General features: G+C 44.3%; 23 protein-coding genes. 9 read left to right on the top strand and 14 right to left on the bottom strand.

Going from position 1 to position 24853, the window contains the following annotated elements; all coding sequences use genetic code 11:
- Positions 1 to 27: 27 nt before the first annotated feature.
- The gene (locus tag EV210_RS19405) at positions 28 to 414 is read right to left on the bottom strand and encodes a DUF1540 domain-containing protein (protein ID WP_424218230.1); all 387 of its coding nucleotides are present in this window, start codon (positions 412 to 414) and stop codon (positions 28 to 30) included.
- Positions 415 to 472: 58 nt separating this feature from the next.
- Positions 473 to 709, bottom strand: coding sequence for a hypothetical protein (locus EV210_RS19410; protein ID WP_132083014.1), 237 nt, complete (start codon positions 707 to 709; stop codon positions 473 to 475).
- A gap of 87 nt (positions 710 to 796) precedes the next feature.
- Between EV210_RS19410 and EV210_RS19415 the strand changes: the two genes are divergently transcribed.
- Together EV210_RS19415 and EV210_RS19420 are read left to right on the top strand one after the other, a co-directional pair.
- A complete protein-coding gene (locus EV210_RS19415) occupies positions 797 to 3133 on the top strand; it encodes a diguanylate cyclase (protein ID WP_243650643.1) in 2337 nt (778 codons plus the stop codon).
- A 175-nt stretch (positions 3134 to 3308) separates the two neighbouring features.
- Positions 3309 to 4913: a peptide ABC transporter substrate-binding protein gene (locus EV210_RS19420; protein ID WP_132083016.1), complete on the top strand. Its 1605-nt coding sequence runs from the start codon at positions 3309 to 3311 to the stop codon at positions 4911 to 4913.
- A gap of 71 nt (positions 4914 to 4984) precedes the next feature.
- Here the strand turns inward: EV210_RS19420 and EV210_RS19425 are convergent, their stop codons facing one another.
- Positions 4985 to 6319, bottom strand: a complete 1335-nt coding sequence (locus tag EV210_RS19425; RefSeq protein WP_243650644.1) for an APC family permease — start codon at positions 6317 to 6319, stop codon at positions 4985 to 4987.
- 150 nt (positions 6320 to 6469) lie between these two features.
- Here EV210_RS19425 and EV210_RS19430 point away from each other — a divergent pair, with 150 nt between their 5' ends.
- Both EV210_RS19430 and EV210_RS19435 read left to right on the top strand, forming a co-directional pair.
- On the top strand, positions 6470 to 7858 hold the full coding sequence (locus EV210_RS19430; protein WP_132083017.1) for a [Fe-Fe] hydrogenase large subunit C-terminal domain-containing protein: 1389 nt from the start codon (positions 6470 to 6472) through the stop codon (positions 7856 to 7858).
- Between the two features lie 76 nt (positions 7859 to 7934).
- Positions 7935 to 9287, top strand: a complete 1353-nt coding sequence (locus tag EV210_RS19435) for a pyruvate carboxylase subunit B (protein ID WP_132083018.1) — start codon at positions 7935 to 7937, stop codon at positions 9285 to 9287.
- A gap of 47 nt (positions 9288 to 9334) precedes the next feature.
- Here EV210_RS19435 and EV210_RS19440 read toward each other — a convergent pair whose 3' ends face one another.
- The 9 genes from EV210_RS19440 to EV210_RS19485 form a co-directional block, all read right to left on the bottom strand.
- Positions 9335 to 10993, bottom strand: a complete 1659-nt coding sequence (locus EV210_RS19440; RefSeq protein ID WP_132083019.1) for a nucleoside kinase — start codon at positions 10991 to 10993, stop codon at positions 9335 to 9337.
- A 384-nt stretch (positions 10994 to 11377) separates the two neighbouring features.
- Positions 11378 to 12625 carry a pyridoxal phosphate-dependent aminotransferase gene (locus tag EV210_RS19450; RefSeq protein ID WP_132083020.1) on the bottom strand — a complete coding sequence of 416 codons (1248 nt, stop codon included), beginning with the start codon at positions 12623 to 12625 and terminating at the stop codon, positions 11378 to 11380.
- A gap of 46 nt (positions 12626 to 12671) precedes the next feature.
- A complete protein-coding gene (asnS, locus tag EV210_RS19455) occupies positions 12672 to 13964 on the bottom strand; it encodes an asparagine--tRNA ligase (protein WP_132083021.1) in 1293 nt (430 codons plus the stop codon).
- Positions 13965 to 14025: 61 nt separating this feature from the next.
- Positions 14026 to 14490 carry a pyridoxamine 5'-phosphate oxidase family protein gene (locus EV210_RS19460; RefSeq protein ID WP_132083022.1) on the bottom strand — a complete coding sequence of 155 codons (465 nt, stop codon included), beginning with the start codon at positions 14488 to 14490 and terminating at the stop codon, positions 14026 to 14028.
- Between the two features lie 145 nt (positions 14491 to 14635).
- A complete protein-coding gene (locus EV210_RS19465; protein WP_132083023.1) occupies positions 14636 to 14896 on the bottom strand; it encodes an alpha/beta-type small acid-soluble spore protein in 261 nt (86 codons plus the stop codon).
- A gap of 89 nt (positions 14897 to 14985) precedes the next feature.
- Positions 14986 to 15711 (bottom strand): hypothetical protein, encoded by a 726-nt coding sequence (locus tag EV210_RS19470; protein ID WP_132083024.1) that lies wholly within the window; start codon positions 15709 to 15711, stop codon positions 14986 to 14988.
- 233 nt (positions 15712 to 15944) lie between these two features.
- Positions 15945 to 17165: an aspartate kinase gene (locus EV210_RS19475; protein WP_132083025.1), complete on the bottom strand. Its 1221-nt coding sequence runs from the start codon at positions 17163 to 17165 to the stop codon at positions 15945 to 15947.
- 196 nt (positions 17166 to 17361) lie between these two features.
- Entirely contained in the window at positions 17362 to 17757 is a 396-nt protein-coding gene (locus tag EV210_RS19480) for a class II SORL domain-containing protein (protein ID WP_132083026.1), read from the bottom strand.
- A 115-nt stretch (positions 17758 to 17872) separates the two neighbouring features.
- Positions 17873 to 18994 (bottom strand): hypothetical protein, encoded by a 1122-nt coding sequence (locus tag EV210_RS19485; protein WP_132083027.1) that lies wholly within the window; start codon positions 18992 to 18994, stop codon positions 17873 to 17875.
- A 266-nt stretch (positions 18995 to 19260) separates the two neighbouring features.
- On the opposite strand from EV210_RS19485, the gene uraA reads away from it, so the two are divergent.
- Positions 19261 to 20520 (top strand): uracil permease, encoded by a 1260-nt coding sequence (uraA, locus tag EV210_RS19490; RefSeq protein WP_132083028.1) that lies wholly within the window; start codon positions 19261 to 19263, stop codon positions 20518 to 20520.
- Positions 20521 to 20566: 46 nt separating this feature from the next.
- Here the strand turns inward: uraA and EV210_RS19495 are convergent, their stop codons facing one another.
- Complete coding sequence (locus EV210_RS19495) at positions 20567 to 21061, bottom strand: YajQ family cyclic di-GMP-binding protein (RefSeq protein ID WP_132083029.1); 495 nt, start codon at positions 21059 to 21061, stop codon at positions 20567 to 20569.
- A gap of 20 nt (positions 21062 to 21081) precedes the next feature.
- Complete coding sequence (locus EV210_RS19500) at positions 21082 to 21333, bottom strand: hypothetical protein (protein WP_132083030.1); 252 nt, start codon at positions 21331 to 21333, stop codon at positions 21082 to 21084.
- A gap of 349 nt (positions 21334 to 21682) precedes the next feature.
- Here EV210_RS19500 and EV210_RS19505 point away from each other — a divergent pair, with 349 nt between their 5' ends.
- The 4 genes from EV210_RS19505 to fba all read left to right on the top strand — a co-directional run bounded on the left by EV210_RS19505 (position 21683) and on the right by fba (position 24582).
- Complete coding sequence (locus tag EV210_RS19505; protein ID WP_132083031.1) at positions 21683 to 22018, top strand: hypothetical protein; 336 nt, start codon at positions 21683 to 21685, stop codon at positions 22016 to 22018.
- Between the two features lie 67 nt (positions 22019 to 22085).
- The gene (locus EV210_RS19510; protein WP_132083032.1) at positions 22086 to 22556 is read left to right on the top strand and encodes a hypothetical protein; all 471 of its coding nucleotides are present in this window, start codon (positions 22086 to 22088) and stop codon (positions 22554 to 22556) included.
- 105 nt (positions 22557 to 22661) lie between these two features.
- Positions 22662 to 23558, top strand: coding sequence for an RluA family pseudouridine synthase (locus EV210_RS19515; RefSeq protein WP_132083033.1), 897 nt, complete (start codon positions 22662 to 22664; stop codon positions 23556 to 23558).
- 94 nt (positions 23559 to 23652) lie between these two features.
- On the top strand, positions 23653 to 24582 hold the full coding sequence (fba, locus tag EV210_RS19520; protein ID WP_132083034.1) for a class II fructose-1,6-bisphosphate aldolase: 930 nt from the start codon (positions 23653 to 23655) through the stop codon (positions 24580 to 24582).
- Positions 24583 to 24853 lie beyond the last annotated feature (271 nt).

The raw sequence follows: 24853 nt of genomic DNA on the forward strand, positions 1-24853 counted from the left end.
ACTAAATTAGTCTGCTGCCTTCTTTATTTATTTGGCAACAAAAGTCTGACAGTCCGTATCATCCGTCTTTGCGGCATTAGCACCAATTACCGCAATGGCACCGGCACTGCAGTTATTCCCTGAATCCCAATACTTACAGCCGTTTACAAAACATTCCACACTGGGAGTAATTTGCTTGCCGTCCATAAAGGCTCCTGTGACCGCACCGGCAACATTTGCGTTATGCAGCGCCCCTACCATATCTCCTACTGTTTTGCGATGATGAAAGGATTTGCACTGCGTGTCGCGCGATGCCTCAGCCGATCCGCTTGCTTCGTTATTATATACACTAATTTTGGCAGCCATACACTGATCACCAGGCATATAATGGGTACATTGATCTACTGTACATTTCACCATAGGATTAGTAGCCAAAACAATCACCTCTCTTGCTTTTTTTTAGTTTGTGCAACTCTAAGAGAAGTATGCTTTTTTAAATATGAATTAATTCCCAGGCAATCCTTGTATCATAATGACACTGCGGACAATACAGCAAATGGACACATTGCTCTCCCAAGCTGCTGTAATCATCATCGGCATGCTCCGAGTATGGGCTGTAAGGTCCAAAATAGTCTTCCAGAATCCCCCCATCGACCATTAACGTATGGCACCCAGGACAGGAGATAACCATGCTTTGCAATCCATTGCAGATCGGACAAACCAGTTCCACGGGCATTCCCTCCTTTGGTAATACGAACGGCCATCACCTGCACTGCATATAATACTACATAGAAACTTTACAAGGATGGTGGCCGCGTTGAATATCAAGCATGCATTGGGCACATCATTTGTTCTTACGCTTGCATTGTGGGTCTTTAGTGGCCTGGGCTCGCTCTGGTTCCCTCAGCCGGTCATGAATGTACTGCGCAATGCCTTAGAGTTAACAAGCACACTGCCAGGCCTAATTATTTTTTTTATTGTATGGTATGGCAGCAATCAGGAAGCAGGACCGCGAATTACAATGATCAGTCTGGTAATGGCCAGCACCAGCATCCTGAATCTGGCTCATTTGCTGGCTTACCCGGGAATTCCGCTAATAGGACAGTCGGACGTCACTGCTATTTGGGGACTCGCATCGCTTTTTGCAAGCTTACTGTGGTCATTTGGATTACTGTATGCGGTTTGCCTGCCCATTAACGGCCCCGCAACATTACCGGCTAAAACCTTATTATATTCTACATTTTTTCTGATAGCCGGTTTAATTGCCAACATTACCCTGAATTACAATGTTTGGCTGAGCAGCCATCATCCTATTGTGTATTATACCCGTTATTTAGCAACACTTGCTGATTTGCTTGCTTTGTTTCTTATCCGCCGCCATGCTTCCGGTCAAGCCGTTGATCACTTACTGCAAATAGCGCTTATCTTTGGCATATTGGCCGATTTCAGCTTTGCCTATACAACTAACCTGGCAGAAACGTTGAATATGTCGGGCCATCTATCAAAAATAATTGCTAATTTCTCGATCTTGTTCGTTTGTCAGTTCATGGTTATCCGCAAGCCTTACGAAGAAATGCTCCAGTATAAGGATGAGCTTGAGGCATTAGCCGCTAATAACGCGAAACTCTATCAGGACTCCGAGCAGCAGCGCAACTTAATTGAAGATACGTTAGCGAAAATTGGTGCCATGATCTCTTCCCAGCTCAATCTAAAAGATACATTAGATTCTATAGCTGATATGGTGGCAGATTTAATGGGTGCCCGCCAAAGTTCGATTGCGCTCTTGCATAAAGACCGTACCAATTTGCAGGTAGCGGCAAGCTATGGCATTAATACACCGCCTGCTTTTATTCCGCTTGCCTCCAGTCTTGCCGGCCAGGTTTTAGAACAAAAAGCCGCGCTGTATATCAAAGATTTATCTGTCCATCCTGAATTATTTCGTCCTCAATTAATTTTTTCCAATATACGTTCCATTATTTGCGCCCCCCTGGTAAATGATCAAGAGATCATCGGCGTTATTGAAGCATATTCAAGTGAAAAGAATGCCTTTGGCGATGCTGATGCATTGCTGTTAAAAGCCTTGGGACATCATGCCGGTGCGGCAATTACCAGTGCTATGCAATATGAAGAAACAAAAATACGTCTGGATGAAGAGAAATTTCTTTATCAGATTGCTCATTCGGCTGCCTCAACAATTGACACCGATACGATTATGGAAACCTGTACAAACCATGTAATACAGGCGCTTAACGCCGATGTGGGCATTGGCTTCTTAACCAACGGCCAGCGTGGTTTATTTACCGTTAAAACTTCCCCCGGCTTAAATTGCGGCCAAGATTGTATCGAGTTAAGCACTTATGCGGAAATTGCCGCAATTTTGGATACTCAAAAACCGGCTGCCGCTTCCGCAGACGTATTTCCATTTTTAAATGACCACTGTCAGGATGGCATCATTAAGCAATTAATGGTTTTGCCCCTCTCTGTTGACCAGCGCCTACTGGGCTGTATTATTGCCGGCTGGCAGCGTTATGTTGCCCCGGAACACCTGGAACGCCCCGGATTTCCGGCCCTTATGGCCCAGCAAATTGCGCTGGGGCTGGAGAAAGCCCAGCTGTATATTCAAATCAAAGCAATGGCATTATCCGATGGTTTGACCGGTTTGGCCAATAGGCGGAATTTTGATATGTTCCTGCGCACCGAGCTGCGCAGAGCTTCTTCGCTGCAACGTCCGCTCAGCCTCATTATGTTTGACCTGGATAAGTTTAAATGCTATAACGACACTTATGGACACTTAATCGGCGATAAACTGTTGGCACAAATCGGTGAAATCCTCCGGCACGGTGTGCGCAGCATCGATTTACCGGCTCGTTATGGCGGCGAAGAATTCAGTATTATCCTGCCTGAGTGCAGCAATTCCGAGGCAATAGGCATCGCTGAAAAGCTGCGCCATACCGTCGAAATAACCCAATTCCCCGATAACATGACCACCTATACCGCCCGGATTACCGCAAGTCTGGGAGTTGCTACCTATGATCCCGCTCTGGTTCAGGAGCCGCCGGATATGGAGAAATTAATTTCAATTGCCGATAAGGCTCTATATCAGGCAAAACAAGCCGGCCGCAACCGCGTAATCAGTGCAACTGTATTTCAATAAAGCCTTACTGTCAGGTGGACGATTCCATTGACACCAAAAAATCTTTCGCTGAACAGCGAAAGATTTTTTGGTATACAGCGATTTTTCTCAAAACCAATACTAAAAATGGTACAATAGATACAAGTAAAACCTTACGGGCAAATAAGGATATACATGAGAAAGGAATGATGCTTTGATGCCTTGGAAAAGATACTGTGCCTACATTTTCCTGCTGCTCTTTTCTGCATCCTTGTTAGCCGGCTGCGGAACTTCCTCCACGAATAACCAGACGGAAAAAGTTCTGCGTTATGGAGCCGGTGCAGAACCACGAACGCTTGATCCCCGCAAATCTACCGGCACCCCGGACAGTACAATTCAGGCACAGCTTTTCGAAGGGTTAACCGTCTTAGACGCGAAAGAAACTGCCATTCCCGCCGTTGCCCAAAGCTGGGATCTGTCTGCCGACGGTTTAACGTATACGTTTCACATCCGTGCCAATGCCAAATGGTCAAACGGCGATCCGGTGACCGCTCATGATTTTATCTATGCCTGGACAACGACGTTGAGTTCTGAGCTGGCCAGCGAGTATGCTTACCAGCTGTATTACCTCAAAAATGGCGAGGCCTTTAATAAAGGGCAAACTACAGCATCAGACCTGGGACTCAAGGCGCTTGATGACCTCACCCTGGTAGTAACACTGGAAAACCCTACACCCTATTTTCCGACGCTGCTCGCTTTTCACACCTATTATCCGGTACATAAAAAAACAGTTGAGACAAATCCCCAGTGGGCTGTTGACGCCAAAACAATAATCAGCAATGGCCCCTTTACCATAACGAATTGGGTGCATAACAGTAAAATCGAATTCAAAAAAAACTCCCACTATTGGGATGCGGATAAAGTTAAATTAAATAAACTCGAATTCTTTTTAACAGACAGCAGTACAACAGAATTGGCCATGTTTGACAATGGGCAGCTCGATATGGGAGATAACCCGCCTGCCCCCGAGTTCAGCCGGTTAAAAAAAGAAAATAAGCTGGTAATCGCCCCCTACCTCGGAACTTACTTCTATTCTTTCAATGTCACCGCTCCGCCCTTTGACAATGCGAAAGTCCGCAAAGCTTTCAGCCTGGCAGTTAACCGGGAGGCAATTATCCAAAACATAACAAAAGGCGAGCAAAAGCCGGCCTTAAGCTGGGTTCCCATTGGCCTGCCCGAGCTGGGAGGTACCGATTTTCGTCAAAACGGCGGAAATTATTTGCAAGACAATCATGTTGAAGAAGCAAAACGGTTACTCGCCGAAGCGGGTTATCCCGGTGGCCAAGGACTGCCGCCGGTAACACTGATCTATAATACAAATGAAATGCATAAAGCTATTGCTGAAGCACTTCAGGAAATGTGGAAGAAAAACTTAGGCGTACCTGTTCATTTGGCAAATCAAGAGTGGAAAGTATTTATCGAAAACCGCCACAGAGGCTTCTATCAACTCGCTCGTAATGGCTGGATTGGCGATTATGCCGATCCCATGACGTTTATCGATATCTTTATGTCCGACAGCGGCAATAATGATGCCCAGTATAAAAACCCTGCTTATGATAAACTGGTTGCTCTGGCAAAATCCACTCCTGACTTGGCTGTCCGTCAACAAGCGCTGCACGATGCTGAAAAACTCCTGTTTGATGATGCAGTGCTGCTTCCCCTTTATTTCTATACCAAACCAGCAATCGTTAATCCAAGGGTCAAAGGCTACCTTCGTTCTGTGATCGGTACACTTTATTTTAAAGAAGCCTATATAGAATAGAATAAAACAAAAAAGAACACCCAGCGCCCCTCAAACTCCCCGGACATGCTGAGTGTTCTTTCTTTGTGCTATTATCTTCCGGTTTGGTTACTACCACGGTTTAACATCCAGTAGAAGGGAATTCCGGCAGCAGTAAGCCCTAGCGCGAGCACCGTATCCGCCGGATTGCTTATCATCGTACTGACAACGATATAAATAGACCCCACAATCGCCACAACTGGCACTAAAGGATATGCCGGTACACTATAAGGCCGTTTTTCCGGCGGTGTTTTTTTGCGCAAAATAAAGATTGCAGCAAAACCAAGAATGTAAAATCCCCAAATAATAAACATTGCCAGATCGGTTAAGCGGTCCGGATCCCCCAGTGTAACAAACAAAACTGCTAATAAAAATTGCATAACAAGAGCGTTAAGCGGAGTGCCAAAGCGGCTTGTCCGGCTAAGCAGCGATGATGCTGGCAATTGCCTGCGCAAAGCCATCGCATAAGAGACCCGCGGGCAGGTAAGAATATAGCCATTCAAAGCGCCAAAGATGGAAACTAAGATACCGATGTTAATTAATTTACCGCCAATATCACCAAACAACCAGGCAGCTGCTGAACCGGCAGCTAACTTCCCTTGCGTTACAATTTCCGCAGCAGGCAGTACATGCAGAAGAGCCAGGTTGATTGCAAAGTAAGCTACAATAACAGTTCCTAACCCAATTATAATTGCCCTTGGCAGCATTTTCGCCGGGTTTTTCATTTCTCCTGCGACAAAACCTACGCCTATCCAGCCGTCATAAGCCCAAAGAGTAGCAAGAACTGCCGCCCCCATACCGGCAGACTCACTGGCACCGCTGGGCATTGCCAGGATTTGCGTATTTCCCTTCCATAAGCCGAATACCACAATTAATACGATTGGTACCAACTTGGCCACCGTAGCTCCCGACTGAATCATTCCCCCATAACGGGTTCCCAGTGAATTAACGGTTGAAAGAAACAGAATTGTTCCGATTGCAAGCGGCAGCTTTAACTCTTCAGCGCCATTGAAAAAAGGAATCAATAAGGATGAAAAATACAATCCCAAAGCTCCAACAAGAGCCGGTCCATAAATAACCGTCTGTACCCAGCCAAAAAGATATCCCCAAAATTTACCGTAGACTTCATCAAGACAGGCATACAAGCCGCCTGTTTTGGGAATCTGAACTCCTAGCTCGGCAATTGTTAAGCCAGCGGCTAGTGTAATGAGACCTCCAATAAGCCAAGCAGTCAAAGCTAGCGTTGAATCACCGGCAGCCAGTATTACTTTGCCTGGCTTCATAAAGATACCAGAACCAATTACCATACCGACAACAAGGGCAGTTGCAGGAATAAGTCCTAAGTCACGACGCAAATTGTTTTCATCATTACGTCCTTGTTGATGCACTACTTAACCCCTCCAAATATATGTTAACCTCGAATCCTCACTAACAATAACAAAAAGAAACAGAAATCGCAACAGAAAAATCACACGGCAGGAAAAGTCAGAAAAATAGTAAATATAGGAACTAATCGACAAATGATGAGGTGATATACGGTGTCTACTCAACCAGCTTCCCTGAATATTAGGCCCCGAATTTTATATCAGGTTGCCAAGGCTGCCTGGGAAGGCAAGCTCTTTGAAAATCGGGAAGAAATCTGCCGGATGGTACATGCGGAATACGAAGATGAAACGACCCGTCTGCACATAGCTAACCAAATCCGGATTGCAATGGGGCTTAATCCCCATACTTTTGATTATGTACTGCAGGACCAGGACGAACTTGCACTCATGGGGATGGGCAGCGAACCAATCGTAGTAGCTGATCCGTCAGGCTGCCGCTCCTGTAATCCGGCTGAACGTCATTGCGAAAACATTTGCCCGGTCCATGCTATCAGCCACGATGATTTTGGTGTTCTTAAAATTGACCACACGAAATGTCTCGGTGACGGCTACTGTCTAGATGCTTGTTCTTTTGGCGCACTTGCGCAAAAATCACAGTTTGTCCCGCTCATTGAATTATTAAAACAAAAAACGCATCCAGTCTATGTTTCTATCGCACCAGCTTTTGCCGGACAATTTGGCCCTGCTGTTACACCGGGAAAACTACGGACAGCTTTGCTTAAACTCGGTTTTATAGAAATGGTGGAAACGGCACTGTATGCTGATCTGATTACTATTAAGGAAGCTTTTGAGTTCAATCACCATGTGAAAGACAGCTCCGATTTTTTAATCACCAGTTGCTGTTGCCCGATTTGGATTAAGTTGATTGAAACAAAATTTCCCGATTTGCTGGACCATATCTCCCCTTCTGTTTCCCCCATGGTCGCTTCCGGACGAGTTATTAAGGCATTAGAGCCGGATGCCAAAGTTGTATTCATTGGTCCCTGTATCGCCAAAAAAACAGAAGCGCTGCTGCCTGATTTAAAGGGGGCTGTCGATTTTGTACTAACCTTTCAGGAATTGGCCACAATTTTTGAAGCAGCCGGCATCAATCCTGCCGACCAGCCGGATGAAGAAAATGGTCAGGCTTCCTGGGGGGGACGGCTCTATGGAAGAACCGGTGGTGTCAGCGCTGCCGTGGGCACTACCCTGGAAAAACTGGTTCCCCGACGGGCGCAAAGCTTTTCTGCCCTGCGCGTCGACGGTATTCCGGACTGCCAGAAAGCAATGGAGAGCATTCGTCAGGGGCAGCTTGAGCACAACTTTATTGAGGGTATGGCCTGTAAAGGCGGCTGCGTCGGTGGTCCTGGGCGCATCATTTCCCCGGAAGAAGGTACCACTCATGTCAATCACTACGGCGATGCTTCGCATGCTCATACTCCTGTTGAAAATCCACAAGTCTACTCGATCTTAGTCCGCTTAGGACAAAGCCAAGGCGAGGAACTGCCGGAACTAACCGGTGAAAGTGCAATGGCTGCTTTATTGGCGCGTAAATTAAAATAGATTTCCAGTGCTAATTCTAGTAAAATTTGTTATTATGGAAGTATACTGTATACTACTTTAGGAGGGACTACTACTGATGACAAATCAGCATCCCGTTAAAATTGTGGAAACCGTGCTGAGAGACGGCCATCAATCCTTAGCAGCCACTCGTATGCGCATGTCAGACATGCTGCCAATTCTCGAACAATTGGATGATATCGGTTTTTGGGCATTAGAAGCCTGGGGTGGCGCCACTTTTGACAGCTGCCTGCGTTTTTTAAATGAAGATCCCTGGGAGCGCCTGCGAACCTTGCGCAGACATTTACCGAAAACCCCAATTCAAATGCTGCTTCGCGGTCAAAACGTATTAGGCTATAATCATTACGCCGATGATGTTGTCAGAGAATTTGTCAACCGGTCCGTTGACAATGGAGTTCGTGTTATTCGTATCTTTGATGCACTCAATGATGTGCGTAACCTGGAAGTATCCATGAGAGCGGCTAAACAAGCCGGCGCTCATGTAGAAGGAGCTTTTGTTTATACCATCAGCCCTTATCATACCAACGAAACCTTCCTGCAGGTAGCCCGTGATCTGGTTTCGCTTGGTGCCGACTCGGTGTGTATTAAGGATATGGCGGGCTTACTGGCCCCCTACGATGCTTACGATTTAGTGAAAAAGCTTAAATCTGAGATTACTGTTCCTATTCATCTGCATACCCATTACACCAGCGGTATGGCCTCTATGACCTACTTAAAAGCGATAGAAGCCGGTGTCGATATCGTTGATTGCGCTTTATCTCCCTTTGCCATGGGAACTTCTCAGCCGGCCACAGAAGCACTTATTGCCGCACTGGAAGGTCATGAGCGCGATACAGGCTTGAAGAAAGAAGCACTTTACCCGATAGCCGATCATTTCCGCAGCGTAAAAAAACAGCTTGCTGAAACGTTCAAACTGAATACCGCTATGGACATTGACACAAAAGTTCTCACTTTCCAAATTCCCGGCGGCATGTTATCCAATCTGCTCAATCAGCTCAAAGAGCAGGGTATGGCAGATAAATATCCTGAGCTGCTGGAGGAAATGCCTCGCGTGCGGGCTGATTTGGGATATCCCTCCCTTGTTACTCCCACCAGCCAGATTATCGGTTCTATGGCTGCCTTCAACGTAATGCTTGGCCGTTATAAAGTTGTTCCCAGAGAAATAAAGGATTTGGCGCGCGGTAAATATGGCCGTACTCCTGCCCCTATCGATCCTGAGCTGCTAAAAACCATTATTGGCGATGACCCGATCATTACCCATCGTCCTGCCGACGATATTGCCCCGCAAATGGACAAGTTCCGTCAGGAGCTGGCTGAAAAGGGCTTTCCCAATGCCAGTACCGAAGATGTGCTATCCTACGCAGTGTTCCCGGAAGTTGCCTTGGAGTTCTTTGAAAAAAATCGAAAATAACAAATAGAAAAGTCATCAGGTGCTAAGCAGCCTGATGACTTTTTTCCTTAATAAAAACAAGAGTCACCAACAAATTCCCGCAAAATAGAGTTGGGAGGAATCTGATCGTCTACAGCAGACTTAAAGTAGGCAAGAAAGTTTAGCATTCGTTGTGCTTCCGAGTATACAGCTTCCTGAGGACCAACCTTTTCCAGTAGAGGAATTGCATATTTTTTTAATATTGCCAACTCATAAATGAGTGCTGAGTTGAACATAATATCCGCTTCTTCCTGGAAAGGAAAGATATTCCGTTCCTCGCCTCTTCGCACAGAAGGCCACATGCGCAGTGTTTTCAAAGCATCCTGAGAACGGAACTGACTGTCCCTAACAATGCGCCTTAAGAGCCGTGCATCCGTAGTTGGAATACGGTTATGATTATCAATAGACAACTGTGTTAAGGCACTCACATAAATCTTCACCTTGTGCTCTTTGGCGACCGATGCAGTCAACCGCTCATTCAAGCCATGAATTCCTTCAATAATCAACGGCTGCTCTTTATCAACCTTGATGATATGCCCTCGATACTCACGCTGACCTGTCATAAAATTATAAGAAGGTATTTTTACCTCTTCGCCTTGCAGCAGACGGGTCAAATGCTCATTAAACAGCTCCAGGTCAATTGCTTCAATTGCTTCGAAGTCATAATTGCCCTTTTCATCCCGCGGTGTATAGTCACGGTCAACAAAGTAATCATCCAAGGAAATGGGCACTGGGCGCACGCCATTTACTCTTAACTGAATTGTTAAGCGCTGCGCAAAAGTTGTTTTCCCTGATGAGGAGGGCCCGGCTACTAAAATCACCCGGACCTCCTTGCGGTGTTCTGAGATAAAGTCAGCTATTTGCGCGATCTTTTTCTCATGAAGGGCTTCAGCCACCCGAATAACGGTGGTAAGATTACCTTCTTCAATACACTCATTTAAATCGCCAACATAGCCGCATTTCATAATTTTCCCCCACTGTTCAGCCTCTAAAAATACTTTAGCCAGTTTAGGCAATTCAACAAAGGGGGGCAGTTCATTCGGCTTTTCTTTCTCAGGAAAGCGCAGCAGCAGGCCTGGCGGGTAAAAGCGCACTTCAAAATGCTGTAAATATCCGGTACTGGGCGCCATTGTTCCATAAAAATACTCAAAGATTGGCCCGCAGTAATAGAGGCTCACCTGCTCTCGCTCAAGCTGGCACAATAATTTCACTTTCTCCATCTGTCCAACTGATTCAAAAAGTTTTATTGCCTCTGCTAACGGCAGCTTGGTACGCGTAATTGGCCGGTCCTCACTTATGATTTCCCGCATACGCTGTTCAAGTGCAGCGATATCAGCGCCTGTAACCTCCTCCTGGCGATGCAGTTCGCAGTAAAGCCCCTTGCTAAGCGAATGCTCAACCGTAATCTCGCCATCAGGAAATAACTCCGCCGCCGCCACAATCATGACAAAAGTCAGACTCCGTTGATATACCTTTATTCCTTCTTCTGTTGTAAGGTCCAAAAATTCAACCGCAGCATCAGATTCAAGCGAACTTTGCAAGTCACGCACATCGTTGTTGACTTTTGCAGCCAGCACAGGTGTCGGGGTATGTTTGCCAATTGCTGTGCTGATTTCCAGCAAGGTACTGCCTTTAGTAAAGTGATGAATTTCTCCTGTCTTTAGCTGGATAGATATCTGTTCCTTCATTCTTTAACCTCCATGTCTAGTCTTGGCAGTTCATCAAAGGCGGTATAAATATATACGAAGGAGTGGCCTTATTTATCCCGTAAAAAAAGAAAGAGCGCTTATGTCGCTCTTTCCCCTTAAAGCTGTTGCTACCGCTCGCGGATCATTCGAAGCAACCGTAAAGCCATTATCGGCACTAGTGGAATACGGCGAGCAGCAAATCGTGCTCCTAACATAAAAATACAAAAAGACCCTACTATATGCACTAACCAGAAGCCGGTGCGCGGAAATTCCCATGTTGTATTGTCAAAGCAATTTTTCTTTTTAAATCCCACTGTTGCATCGCCTCCCTTTGAAGATAGTATCTCCAAAAACAGAAAATAGGCTGATGCAAAAACAATAGTATTATTTGCCAGTCGCAGCAAGTGCTGCTGCAATTTTGCCCGCCATCCCCAGCATCTTATTTTGCGGAACGGCACAAACGGCAATCCGGATTCCTTTTCCTAATGGAACAGCATACAGATAATCGTCATGCAGTTTATCGCATGCGGCGTCGGGATTTTCAGCCGGTACCGTGATAAAAAATCCTGCCGAATAAGGCAGCATGTGCAATTTGGCTGCTGCAGCTTCTTCCGTAAAAATACCGGCCCGCTTACGGATTAATTGATAATAGCCTTCTCGCTCCTGCTCCATTTGTCTCTGCAAAGTTTTATCCTGATAAATAGTGGCAAGCAGCCGCATGCAGCCGCGGTTAATGTTTGACCAGGTAGCACGGCTGGTATATTGATTGATGTCTTCAAACTCTTTAATAACCTGTTCGCTTGTCGACACCCCGATCATTGCACCGGTGCGCTGTCCATACATCGTATACCCTTTAGACATACTGAAAGCTAAAATCGTCAATACATTAGCAGGCAATCGGTCCAATTTTTTCATAAAAGCACGGCTGGTATTTTTTTCACCGGCATAGTCCAGATAAGCAATGTCAATTAACAGGATAATGCGCTTGCGGGGATTCGAAGCGCAATCCTTACATAATTCGATGACCTTATCCCATTCACCGTCAGTTAAGCTATACCCCGTCGGATTATGAGCTGGGGTATTAAGCAAGACCACCAGGCTATCCTGTTTTTCTAACAATGATTTAACCTTGCTTTCAAACGCCTGAATATTAAAGTTCTGCTTTTCATCAAACAGCGTATAGGTTTCCAATTTACGCAATGCATCTTCACACAATACCTTATAAGGGCCCCAGTACCAGTCAGAAGTCAAAACCGTATCGCCGATTTCCGTGTAATTCCATACCGTGTGATGAATAACACCAGAACCACCGGATGTGGCAACCGCTTTTGCATAGGCCTCAGGACGATTATCCGCAAAAGACAACTCAATGGCTGCATTCAAAAATTCTGGTAATCCGGCAATTGGTGCATAATTAATTACTTCGTTCATCGGAAGCTCACGCCAAACTTTTTCAATAGTAGGCAGGCAAACCAATTTTTCATTATCATCCAGCAAAGCACCAATGGTTGCATTGGTAACTTTAGCATTGCCAACTTCCTGTACTGCCCGATTGGCAGCTGCACTGGCTCCAAAAATCTTATCTGTTGCGAATTTTCCTTTCGCATGTGAAGCCGCTATACTTGTGATCATTTTTTCTTCCTCCCCTAATCTCTATCTATTTCCGGGAAACGAACTTTTACGGGTACATTTTATGCAGCATACGCGGGAACGGAATTGTCTCCCGAATATGGTCCAACCCGCAAAGCCAGGCAACTGTTCGCTCCAGTCCAAGTCCGAAGCCCGAGTGTGGAACAGAGCCATAGCGACGTAAATCAAGATACCATTCAAAAGCATCTTCAGGCAATTTATGCTCGGCAATACGCTGTTTGAGCAAATTGAGATCATCAATTCTCTGTCCGCCGCCAATAATTTCACCGTATCCTTCCGGAGCCAGCAAGTCAGCACCAAGAACAACAGTAGGGTCCTGAGGATCCGGTTTCATGTAAAAAGCTTTAATTGCGGTCGGGTATCGATGAACAAAAACAGGTGCATTAAAATGATTGGATATGATGGTTTCATGTGGTGCACCAAAGTCATCGCCCCACACAAATTCTTCCCCTGCCTGCTTCAGTATCTCAACTGCCTCAGTATAACTGATGCGTGGAAATGGTAGTTTCACTGCCTCCAGCTTAGCAACGTCACGTCCAAGCGTACGCAGCTCGTTAGCACATTTATGTAAAACACGCTGAATAACAAAGCACACCATTTCTTCTTGCAGTTTCATATTATCATCTACATCAAAATAAGCCATCTCGGCTTCAATCATCCAGAACTCCAGCAAGTGACGGCGGGTCTTGGATTTTTCCGCCCGGAAGGTCGGTCCAAAACAATAAATCCGGCCTAAAGCCAATGCTGTTGCCTCATTATAAAGCTGGCCGCTCTGCGATAAATAGCCTTTGTCCCCATGATAGTCCAATTCAAACAGATTTGTCGTCCCCTCACAGGCGGCAGGCGTTATAATGGGCGCGTCAGCCAGCACGAAGTCATGCTGATAGAAAAATTCCCGTAACGCATGCTCAATTTCTGAGCGAATCCGCAGTATAGCCACTTGCCGGGGCGTCCGAATCCACAAATGCCGGCGCTCCGCCAAGAAATCGACCCCATGCTCTTTGTGCGTAATAGGGTATTCTTCAGCAATTGCTATGACTTCCACTCCCGTTACCTGCATTTCAAAACCGCCTAAGGCACGTTCCTCTGCCCTGACAAGTCCTGTTAATTTTAATGCACTTTCCTGAGTAAGTGTTTGCGCCGCTTCATATAGTTCAGGAGCAACTTCTTTTTTCACCATAACTCCCTGAACTAAACCACTGCCATCACGTACAATTAAAAACTGGATTTTTCCTGAAGATCTTCGGTTATACAGCCAGCCCTGAATAGTAACCTGCTGTCCGACATGATCACCGAGATTTTTAATCAAAACCGTCTCCAAATCCACCACTCCTTTCGTCAAATCACCACTAGTGTCTCCAGGTTATAAGATGCTATAAATGTTACTCAGGATCAACATTACGCTTTCCTGTTATCCCATTTATTGTTATCGCTACTACCGTACAACTCTGCGCCGCTTGCGGGCTGACCGGCTCATACTGCCGTCCTTCCGCCAGCTGAGCAGTAAGCGCATTTAATAACGCGGCTTTTTCCTCAACATCCACAATAACTTCAGCTGTGCCAAAAACAATAACCGATGTATATCTGGTACTGCACTTGCAGGCCGAGGCACCTAGTACCAGTTTGTCAGTCTGACTGACTTCAAAACATACTTTTTGATTACATGCAATATTATCAAGCTTTTTGCCTTTGTTTGCACAATGAATATAAATTTTGCCTTTAAAAAGCAAATAGTTAAGCGGGGTAATATAGGGTTGACCTGTTTCATCACAAGTAGCCAGGTGTCCTTCATTACGCTGCGTCAAATATTCAATTGCTTCTGGTTCTGTCAACCATTTCTTCGGCATCAGCAAAGCCTCCTTATACCAAATATTGTTACTTATTCTGGACAAGTTAAGTAAATCCTGTCACCCGCTTTAAATTATTAAAAAGTACACTTGCGGTACAAACGACAAAAGCAGGCCTGTTGGCCTGCTTTTGCAGCAATAAGAATTAAGCTTTTTTGTTAGCGTCGTATTTAGCCGTTAAAGTTCCGCTGGTATTCTGAGTGGCTCCGCCAGAAAATTTCTGTTCCTGGGCTTCAATCATCTTACGAACCATGTGTCCGCCTACGCGTCCGTTGTCAGCCGAAGTTAAAGCACCTTTGTACTGATTCTTGTAATCAGACAAACCAATTTCAGCTGCGGTTTCGAGTTTCAGTTGTTCAAGAGCCTGTTGAGCTGCAGGATTCACAGGTTTTCTGCTCCTTGACATGAAGAACACCTCCGTGAATTTTATTTATTTCTGGTTCCACTAATAGAATGCCATTCTAACGAAATTCAATTCTATGTAAATTTTGGTGATTAAAAAATCACATTAAATTCGGCCCGGATTTGATTAGGCTTAATCGTCTCATCATCATGACGGGTAGTAAAATCCCGGTACAAACTTAACGTTCCATTCTCGGTTACCCTGTAATTAGCAATGGCCCGAAATCCTTTTGAATTGGCATAGGCCTCAGTCGTCGTCCAATTCGTATTGACGGCCTGTTCTTCAACATCCCGATAGGAAACAGCATAGTTGATATCACCTTTTTGCGCTATATTGCCAAAAGTGGCTTGTACAAGATAGCCATCAGCTGTAGACTTATCATTTTTCATATACGACCCGCTCAGCGTAATATGTTCAGCTATCTTCGTGCCTGCGTTGAAAGACCAGTATTTGCTGTCCTCAATATCATTCACCTTTACATAGCCAACACCAACATTTACACCTAGAACGGTAGTACCAATATCAAGTGAAATGGAATCCAATTTACTGCTTTCTTGCTTCGGCTGACTAACAAAACCGATTGCATGAAAGCGACTTTTGTTTGCTCCCATATAAATACTTTTCATCCCATTCATATCAAAGAACATCCCCTCGCCGACAATCAACGGTTGACGTCCAAATACAACATCCGGATTAGCAGACTTTTCGTCGTATACTCCCTCTGCACCAGCACTCATTATAGTTTGAGGAGAAGCCAAAACCGGTACTGCAACTAATGTGATAACAGTAAATACGGTAACGGTAACCTTTCGCGTCATTTCTTGTTCCTCCCCAAAAGCACTACTCTGCTCGTCAAGTAGGTGTGGCAATCTGGTGTGTGATAAAATTAACCTGTTAACATAATTCTATGATTACAGCAAAATTCCTGTGAATTTTCTACGCCAAAAGCTTGTCAATAATTGGCTTCTCGCCTTACCGCATAACAAAAAAGCAGATTAACTGCCATACCCATGTATGGTAATTAATCTGCCATATAGTCTACGTAATTTATTCATTCAGGGAAAAAACGCTGATGGATGGCATTAACCGCCTCCCTAACCTGAGACGCATCAATTAAGCAGGAAATACTAATTTCAGACGTACTGATTACTTCGATATTGATCCCGGCATCACCTAATGCGCCAAACATGGTAGCGGCAATCCCTGGGCTGCCCAGCATGCCTGCGCCAACAACCGAAACTTTGGCTACAGAATCTTTTATAACAACATCCAAAAGATTGAGTTCACGGGCAATTGTCTCCAGAATTTCTTTCGCTTGTGCTAAGTCCGGTTTGGTAACGGTAAAAACAATATCATTCATATTTTTATCTGCATTACGGATACTCTGAACAATCATATCTACATCAATATTGGCCTCAGCCAGCGCTGAAAAGATCTTATAAGCAATTCCCGGACGATCAGGAACACCTAATACAGCAATTTTTACTACATTAGTGTCATGAGTTACCCCGCGTATAATAAATTCCCGTTCTTCCATTGTATATTCCTCCCTGATGATTGTCCCTGTTTTTTCTGTAAATGTAGAACGAACGTGAATAGGTACATGATAATGCTTGCCCATTTCAACTGACCGGGGCTGCATAACAAGTGCACCTAATCGGGCCATTTCCAGCATCTCATTATACGTAACTTCTTGCATTTTTTTCGCATTAACAACTATTCGCGGATCAGCCGAGTATATTCCTTCCACGTCTGTAAAAATTTCGCAAACATCTGCTTTGATGGCACCAGCAAGCGCTACTGCCGTGGTGTCTGATCCTCCTCGACCTAACGTCACAATATCACCACAGGCATTTATTCCCTGAAATCCGGCTACCACGACAATTTTGCCCTCTTCCAATTCAGTTAATACACGCTGCGGCTCTATATTATTAATCCGGCCCTTGCCATATGCGGCACTGGTACGGATACCAGCCTGAAATCCGGTAAACGAAACTGCCGGCTGTCCTAGTTCTGAAAAGGCCATTGCCAGCAAAGCGATAGACACCTGTTCGCCGGTAGACAAGAGCATGTCCATTTCCCGGCCATAGTGTTTTCCGGTAATTGCTTTTGCCAAACTAATTAATTCATCCGTTGTATCACCCATTGCGGATACAACAACTACTACGCTGTCTTCCGGTCTTTTCTCCTGCAACACTCTTGCTGCTACTGCTTTTATTTTCTCCGGGGTTGCTACTGAACTTCCGCCAAACTTTTTTACAACTAAAGACACATCGCATCTCCCTCATCAATAGATTCTACTCCCTGCAGTATTTAAATTCTTCGAGGGAGAGACAAAATCCTTCTTGCAATAGACATAAATGTATGTATTTAGTTGCAAACTGTAATTTCTTCTTTATTCCAATAATATTTGAGTCTCATAAGATGTAAAAGTGCCCCGGTTATCACCGGGGCACAACCAGCTAATCTTATGCTTCTACCACAATTTTCTTGGAATTTTCCCAAATTCCGTGAATATTACAGTAAGCAGTCACCAGCAACGTTCCTGATGAAGTAAGTTTAATCAGAGCTTTGCCAAAAGGCTCCGTATAGGCCGGACCTTTATTCGCGCCTTCAACTGATTCTCCATGAGCAGCAAAATCAAAATTGGCCAGCTCATAAGCAAATTTGCCGTTTTCGGGCATGAAATAAAGCTTAATCCAGCGAATGTGATGCTCAGTTGTATTCGGGTGGGCAATTTCATTGCCGACGCCTACTTCAACAGCAACCTTTTCACCTGCCTTGACTGTATCCGGACAATCAATTACCGGTACGTGTTTTTCTGTTTTCCAGTCATCAGTTTTCATAACCTCAGCAAATTTCATGATAGTCCTCCTTATTATTGGAAATGATTAGCATTATATTAGTATATTTCGTTTCTAATTAAAAATTCCTCCAATAAAGAGAAAACGATCACGACTTTTTTTCAAAGAATAATGTCTATTTATAGATACGGATCGTTAAACCATGAATTAATTGTATTTTATCATCCGACCAACCTTCCGGAATACTCGGCTTAACAGGTTCCATAACTAGATTCGTATCACATATCAAGCTTCCATCCGCGGCCCGAACCGCAGCCAAACCGGAATTAGAACGGCAAATAGTAGCAACTATATTCCGGTCAACAATCATATCAATTAAACAGTCATCCTGCGTATCCCCTTTACTGAATCCTTGGAAGTAGCTTTTATCAATCGAAGGAATATTTTCATAAATACACGAGATCACCTGCATGACAATTGCGGCACACACCTCTATGTACTGCTTGTTAATCTGCCGCGGCTCTTTTTGTTCATAACGAACTCTTCCGGAACTCGATAAGCTGGAAATATGGGTTGGAATAACAATTTTATTAGGCAGCCAGATTCTCACCAATAAAGTATTATTCAATATGTCGATATTAAGTTCAATCGGCGAAGGCATAACCATCTTGGATAAAACATCATCTAAGCGTGCGAGGATTGCCGATCTTTCACCTGCCAGCAGCCTTTCAACTCCGCCAATTCTTTCATCCTCTTTTTTATCATGTTCTGCTTTCTCTGCTTCAATCTGTTGTACAATCGCAGTACGCCGTCTCTGGGCTTCATCTTCAGCCTCTGCCACAGCCCTGTTAATCGCTTTCTGACGGTCTTGTGCCGTTAAGTAAATAGATACTGCCAAAAAAACATTAACGACAAATGTTGCCCCTAAAAACAGGGCATTACTATTACTAAGCAGCATGGCAATGACGCCTACTACCAATCCACCACCTTTAGTCGCTAAAGGCATGATAAAGCTTTCTTCTACTTTAAGCTTAGCCTCCACTGGCAAATGATCAAAGCTCGGGATGCTTCGTTCTACAAAAACCTGCCGTTCCAGCAGTGGCTGATAGTCCACAGGCTGATAAGAAAGCCTGCTCAACCCGGCAAGCTGTTCCTCCAGCGCCAGATTATATTCATGTTCATGCTTCCACCGCTCTTCCTGTACGGCATGGCGTATATAATGCACTCCTGCTTGTATTTGTTTGTCATTATCTTGATTGGGACGATTCAAGCGTGATCCACTTATTTTTTTTACCATAATATCCTCCTGTAATTCCCTATCTTCTTATTGTACTCAAAACATTTTCGTATGCCTAGCAAAAATTGATATATTTTGTCAAATAAAAAAATATAGACAGGACTAGGGGGTTTGTGTTAGTCTATAACAAGAAAACTGACCTTTAAATTAGTCCGGAGAGACTAGGAAGGTATACAATAAGCGGCCTTTATATTTTTATGGCCATATTGGACCTTCTAGCCTCTTACTCCGGTAAGAGGCTTTTCTAATGAAAAGGGGGATCTATTATGAGCAGACAAAGAATCATTCAAGTGGAAGAAAAACTTCCTATCCTGCAAACACTGCCACTGAGTTTGCAACATCTATTTGCCATGTTTGGAGCTACTGTCCTTGTTCCCATATTGTTTAAGGTAAATCCTGCCACCATTTTATTGATGAACGGTATCGGCACTCTTCTTTATTTATTTATCTGCAAAGGTAGAATCCCTGCCTACCTGGGTTCGAGCTTTGCCTTTCTTTCTCCTGTTTTCGTGATACTTCCGCAATACGGCTATAATGCGGCACTGGGCGGTTTTATCGTTGTTGGTGCCATCTTTACCTTAGTCGGCTTAAGTATTAAAGTTATCGGTACCAAGTGGATTGACGTAGTCTTCCCACCGGCAGCAATGGGCGCAATTGTCGCCGTTATTGGTCTGGAGCTGGCACCAGTAGCAGCTGACATGGCTGGTCTAACTGCTAAAACACTGGACCCGAAAGTAATTACCGTTTCGATCTTCACCTTGCTTGTTACGATCTTCGGTTCCATCTTATTCCGCGGCTTCTTATCCGTCATCCCGATTCTTATTGGTATCCTGTCAGGCTATATCCTCGCTTTCGCAATGGGAATGATTGATTTAAGCATAGTAGCCAATGCTCCTTGGTTTGCAGTCCCAACCTTCTATACACCAGAATTTAATCTTGCTGCTATCGCTACCATCGTCCCAGCTGCCCTTGTAGTTATTGCCGAACATATTGGCCACCTTGTAGTAACAGGCAATATTGTCGGCCGTGATTTAACCCGTGATCCCGGACTGGACCGGTCTTTGCTTGGCAATGGTCTTTCCACCATCATTTCCGGCTTTCTTGGTTCCACCCCCAATACTACCTACGGAGAAAACATTGGTGTCATGGCGATCACCAAAGTATATAGCACCTGGGTAATCGGCGGTGCAGCAATTATTGCGATCATCCTCTCTTTCGTTGGCAAGCTGGCGGCAGCGATTCAAAGCATTCCAGTTCCTGTTATGGGCGGTGTTTCCCTCCTGCTTTTCGGGGTAATCGCCGCATCCGGGATTCGGATGCTAGTCGAATCGAAAGTTGATTACAGCCAGGCCCGTAATTTAATTCTCACATCTGTTGTACTGATCATTGGCATCAGCGGTGCCTACCTTACGCTGGGAACAATTACGCTTAAAGGAATGGCACTGGCAACAGTCGCTTCTATCCTTTTCAGCCTCAGCTTTAAAGTACTGGATGTGCTTGGACTTACTAACGATAAAGCAGAATAACATACAGCAAAAGAAAACCGCAGCCTTGTGGCTGCGGTTTTTTAGTTTAAGAGCGAAAGTTAATAAACTGTAAATCAATATTAAAGTCGCATTGTTTTAATTTCATAATCGCTTTTTGCAATTCATCTTTATCTTTGCCGGAAACCCGCACCTGATCATCCATAATTTGAGCCTGCACCTTCAATTTGCTGTCCTTAAGCGTTGCAATAACCTCTTTCGCTTTTTCTTTGCTTATTCCCTTTTTAATCGTAACAGTCTGGCGGACAGTACCATGAGAACCGGCTTCAATTTTACCATATTCGAAGCATTTTAACGAAATCCCTCTCTTTACGGCTTTCGCATGAAGAATATCAATAATACTCTGCAGCTTGTAATCACTATCAGCAACAAGCTTAATTACATCCTCTTCCTGCTTTACTTCTGCTTTGCTTCCCCTAAAATCGAAACGCTGGTTAATTTCTTTCACTGTTTGATTAATTGCATTATCAACTTCCTGCATATCCACATCCGATACAACATCAAAAGAGCAATCTTTAGCCATGATAATCCTCCCGTTTGAATTTATTTCTTAATAGAGATACGGATTGTACTGCGAGCCACAACGTATACAAAAGCCAGTACCCCCCCAATGGTAAAAAAGAAAGCCACCGGTTTAATCATTAAAATCTCTGAGGTACCAATAAGACAAAACATTAAAGTTGCCATATAGGCTAAAAATAATTCACCATATCGCGGATTACCGACTCGAGGTGCAAGCGTGAGCCATACTAAAAATCCAAGTAAAATTACATTGCTGTATTTTAAAATATCCATCTGCGTTTCCCCTCACCTGCAAAATAAACTAGATTATAACAGGTAAGTTTTCGCGGGTGTAAGGGTATTTTCCTGCTTTGTTCGTACAGAATACGCCTGCAAAAATTGCACATTAGTCTCAGCTATCCGACGCATCACTTTAAGAGCAGTTAATGAATATACTATCTCGAAAGGACAAAAAAATTCATTTCATAGTTGCCATTGAGTCCGATTGAAATTAAACACCCTAAAAATCGCAGTGGAATCTTTACACCAGTAGCATTATGTTTCGAACTTGCATATGATGATACCAGGTAGATAACATAGATTTTTACATTTTCCCATCATAAATAAAGGAGGTTTCTTGTTTATGGAAAGCAAATACCCGCATTGGTACCATGGTGATAATATGGAGTGTTGCGATTATCCAGAGAAAGAAATGATGTGCTGCGATGATATGCCTCATAAAGCATATCCAACAGAAACAATGAAAGACCGTATTATGTGTCTCTTAGGTGACGAAGTTCTCTTCTCAGTTGACGCCCGTATCTGCCGCCGCGAATCCTTTTGTGGTACCTTATGCTATGTAGGCTGCGACTTCATCATTGTCAACGTATGTTTTCGCCGTAAATCTATTTCTATGCATATTCCTATTAAGATGCTGCGTTTCATTGCACCGTACAAATCTCACGGCCGTATGTTCTAGCTGCCGCACACCCCAAGTGAACCTCCCGCATAGTATATACTAGCACGACAGAAGGGAGGAATGTCTGGTGTGGAAACGACGTGAGCGTAAGCCCCTGGCTGTAGATATAGATCACATGAAAGTGCTTAACCAAGAAGCCATTGAACAATTAGAGTTAATGAGCACAGCGCTGGAGGCCTCAGAACTGGCTACTGGAACTATGCGGGACAGCTTGGATACCATGGCAGAAAACCATTGGCATAGTTATATGGATATCATTCATATGGTATCCATGCATGATGAAGATTTTGCTGCAACCATGAAAAAACAAGGTACTGATCTACGTGATGAAGAAGACAGTGAGTACGCAGAAAGAAAATTTGCCGGCAACCGTGAGTTACTATTGCTCCTTCTACTTGCCCTTATTAGAAGGCATCAACGCTTCATTCAGCTTTGGGCTTTGCGTAGCAGCCCTATGACTGACTACTTTAAGGAATCAATGGCAATGGAACGGGAACATACGTCAGAAATTATTGCCATAATTCAAGGCATGGTGTAATATTGAGGCGATCATCTTGATCGCCTCAATTTATTTTTAGCGGAAAAACTGTAATAGCAATGGTACAATCTTCCCCATACTAAGCATAATCAGAAAGGAGCCGCTATGTTAGACTTAATCGTCTCTGACAAACTATCCACACTGCCATTGAAAGAGTTCTTGCGAAAATCCGGTCTTTCACTGACACTACGCCGGCGGATTAAACATAATGGAGTCATCACCCGTAACGGTACTCCCATCAGCTGGAACGAACCAGTATTCGACCAAGATCAAATAACTGTATCCTGGCCTCTGGAGAATAAAATTGAACCTATGCCTATGCCTCTGGCAATAGCCTATGAGGATAGCGCTTTACTCGTAATAGACAAGCCTCCTGACATCATGGTTCACCCTACCGCCCGACAGGATAGCATAACGATTGCCAATGGTGTATTGCACCATTACCGGGAAAGTGGACAAAGCTGTGATTTTCATCCGGTTCATCGGCTTGACCGCCAAACCTCGGGCCTCCTGCTCCTCGCTAAAAACGCTTATATCCATCACCTCTTATCCGGGCAGGGGATTAAACATGTGCAGCGTACTTACCAGGCGATTGTAACCGGTCAGCCCCTGCCCGCCGCGGGAACCATCAATGCTCCTATTGGGAGAAAACCTGGCAGTATCATTGAAAGAATGATTTCACCATGTGGTCAAGAAGCAGTTACCGACTATCAGCTGATTAGTGGAGTATCCGTAGCAAGCTTAATGCAGATTTCCTTACGGACAGGTAGAACCCATCAAATTCGAGTACATTTTTCTCACATTGGTCATCCGCTTCTCGGTGATGATCTTTACGGAGGAGCTACAGAGCTCATTAATCGCCAAGCCCTGCATGCCGGCAAACTAGCTTTCAATCATCCAATCACCAATGAGCTGCTAACCATACATAGTCCTCTTCCGGCTGATATGCGGTCGGTATTAACGCTGCTCGGTATGCATGACCCATTTGATAATGGATTATGATACATTTTTTTGAATGAGCATATACTGTTTATGCAGAATGCTCACTAATATGGTATAATAAGGATCGACTATAAACTTTCCAGGAGGGAATCGCATGCCATTAGTAACCTCTACAGAGCTTTTTAAAAAGGCCTATGAAGGCCAATACGCCATAGGCGCCTTTAACGTTAACAATATGGAAATCATTCAGGGTATTGTTGACGCTGCCAAAGAAGAACAAGCTCCTCTCATTTTACAGGTTTCAGCAGGTGCTCGGAAATATGCTAAACATATCTATTTAATCAAATTAATTGAAGCAGCGCTGGAAGATTCGGGATTGCCAATCTGCCTTCATCTGGATCACGGTGAGGATTTTGAAATATGCAAATCCTGTATCGATGGTGGCTTTTCTTCAGTTATGATTGATGGCTCCAGACTGCCATTTGAAGAGAATATTGCGCTGACTAAAAAAGTTGTTGAATATGCACATGCTCACGGTGTTGTTGTTGAAGGTGAATTAGGCAAATTAGCCGGCGTGGAAGATGCTGTTAAGGTTAGTGCCAAAGATGCAACCTATACCGATCCTGAACAAGCTGTAGAATTCGTAAAACGTACCGGTGTTGATTCGCTAGCAATTGCAATCGGCACCAGCCACGGAGCTTATAAGTTTAAAGGTGAGCCTTCGCTGGACTTTGAACGCCTGGAAACGATTACAAAATTGCTGCCCAACTTCCCGCTTGTATTGCACGGTGCTTCTACCGTACTGCCTGAGTTCGTTAAGAAATGCAATGACTTTGGCGGCCAAATTGGCGGTGCGCAAGGCGTTCCGGAAGAAATGCTGCTTCAGGCCAGCAAGCTGGGCGTTTGCAAAATTAACATTGATACAGATTTACGCTTAGCCATGACTGCCTCAATCCGTGAACATCTTGTCAATAACCCGGCTGATTTTGATCCCCGTCAATATTTAAAGCCAGCTCGTGAAGCGATTAAGAATATGGTAAAACATAAAATCCGCCACGTACTTAACTGCAGCGGACGGCTATAACAAAAGGTAAAGCTGAACTGGATTAGTCCAGTTCAGCTTTTGTTTTTCATAGGTTAGCAAAACAAAAAAGCACTCACCTAACAATTCGGTATCTAGTAAGATTATCTATATACACTCTATCGCTGACGAGGCAAGGGGAGTGCTGTTACATTAGCGTAGGTTAAGCGACAGCGTCGGAGCGTTGCAATGGCACTCCCTCTGCCGGGCCTTTACGCATCATTCTGACTCGCCATTTTACACAAAACAAAAAAGCACTCACATTCGTAAGTGC

Origin of the sequence: Anaerospora hongkongensis (genome assembly GCF_004339805.1) — a bacterium.
GTDB classification, from domain to species: Bacteria; Bacillota; Negativicutes; order Sporomusales; family DSM-15969; genus Anaerospora; species Anaerospora hongkongensis.

Coding starts and splice junctions, on each gene's coding strand:
- EV210_RS19470 (WP_132083024.1), bottom strand. CDS start 15,711: ATGACGCGAAAGGTTACCGTTACCGTATTTACTGTTATCACATTAGTT.
- EV210_RS19450 (WP_132083020.1), bottom strand. CDS start 12,625: ATGATCACAAGTATAGCGGCTTCACATGCGAAAGGAAAATTCGCAACA.
- EV210_RS19440 (WP_132083019.1), bottom strand. CDS start 10,993: ATGAAGGAACAGATATCTATCCAGCTAAAGACAGGAGAAATTCATCAC.
- EV210_RS19435 (WP_132083018.1), top strand. CDS start 7,935: ATGACAAATCAGCATCCCGTTAAAATTGTGGAAACCGTGCTGAGAGAC.
- EV210_RS19465 (WP_132083023.1), bottom strand. CDS start 14,896: ATGTCAAGGAGCAGAAAACCTGTGAATCCTGCAGCTCAACAGGCTCTT.
- EV210_RS19495 (WP_132083029.1), bottom strand. CDS start 21,061: ATGGCTAAAGATTGCTCTTTTGATGTTGTATCGGATGTGGATATGCAG.
- uraA (WP_132083028.1), top strand. CDS start 19,261: ATGAGCAGACAAAGAATCATTCAAGTGGAAGAAAAACTTCCTATCCTG.
- EV210_RS19505 (WP_132083031.1), top strand. CDS start 21,683: ATGGAAAGCAAATACCCGCATTGGTACCATGGTGATAATATGGAGTGT.
- fba (WP_132083034.1), top strand. CDS start 23,653: ATGCCATTAGTAACCTCTACAGAGCTTTTTAAAAAGGCCTATGAAGGC.
- EV210_RS19515 (WP_132083033.1), top strand. CDS start 22,662: ATGTTAGACTTAATCGTCTCTGACAAACTATCCACACTGCCATTGAAA.
- EV210_RS19460 (WP_132083022.1), bottom strand. CDS start 14,490: ATGCCGAAGAAATGGTTGACAGAACCAGAAGCAATTGAATATTTGACG.
- EV210_RS19420 (WP_132083016.1), top strand. CDS start 3,309: ATGCCTTGGAAAAGATACTGTGCCTACATTTTCCTGCTGCTCTTTTCT.
- EV210_RS19485 (WP_132083027.1), bottom strand. CDS start 18,994: ATGGTAAAAAAAATAAGTGGATCACGCTTGAATCGTCCCAATCAAGAT.
- EV210_RS19480 (WP_132083026.1), bottom strand. CDS start 17,757: ATGAAATTTGCTGAGGTTATGAAAACTGATGACTGGAAAACAGAAAAA.
- EV210_RS19500 (WP_132083030.1), bottom strand. CDS start 21,333: ATGGATATTTTAAAATACAGCAATGTAATTTTACTTGGATTTTTAGTA.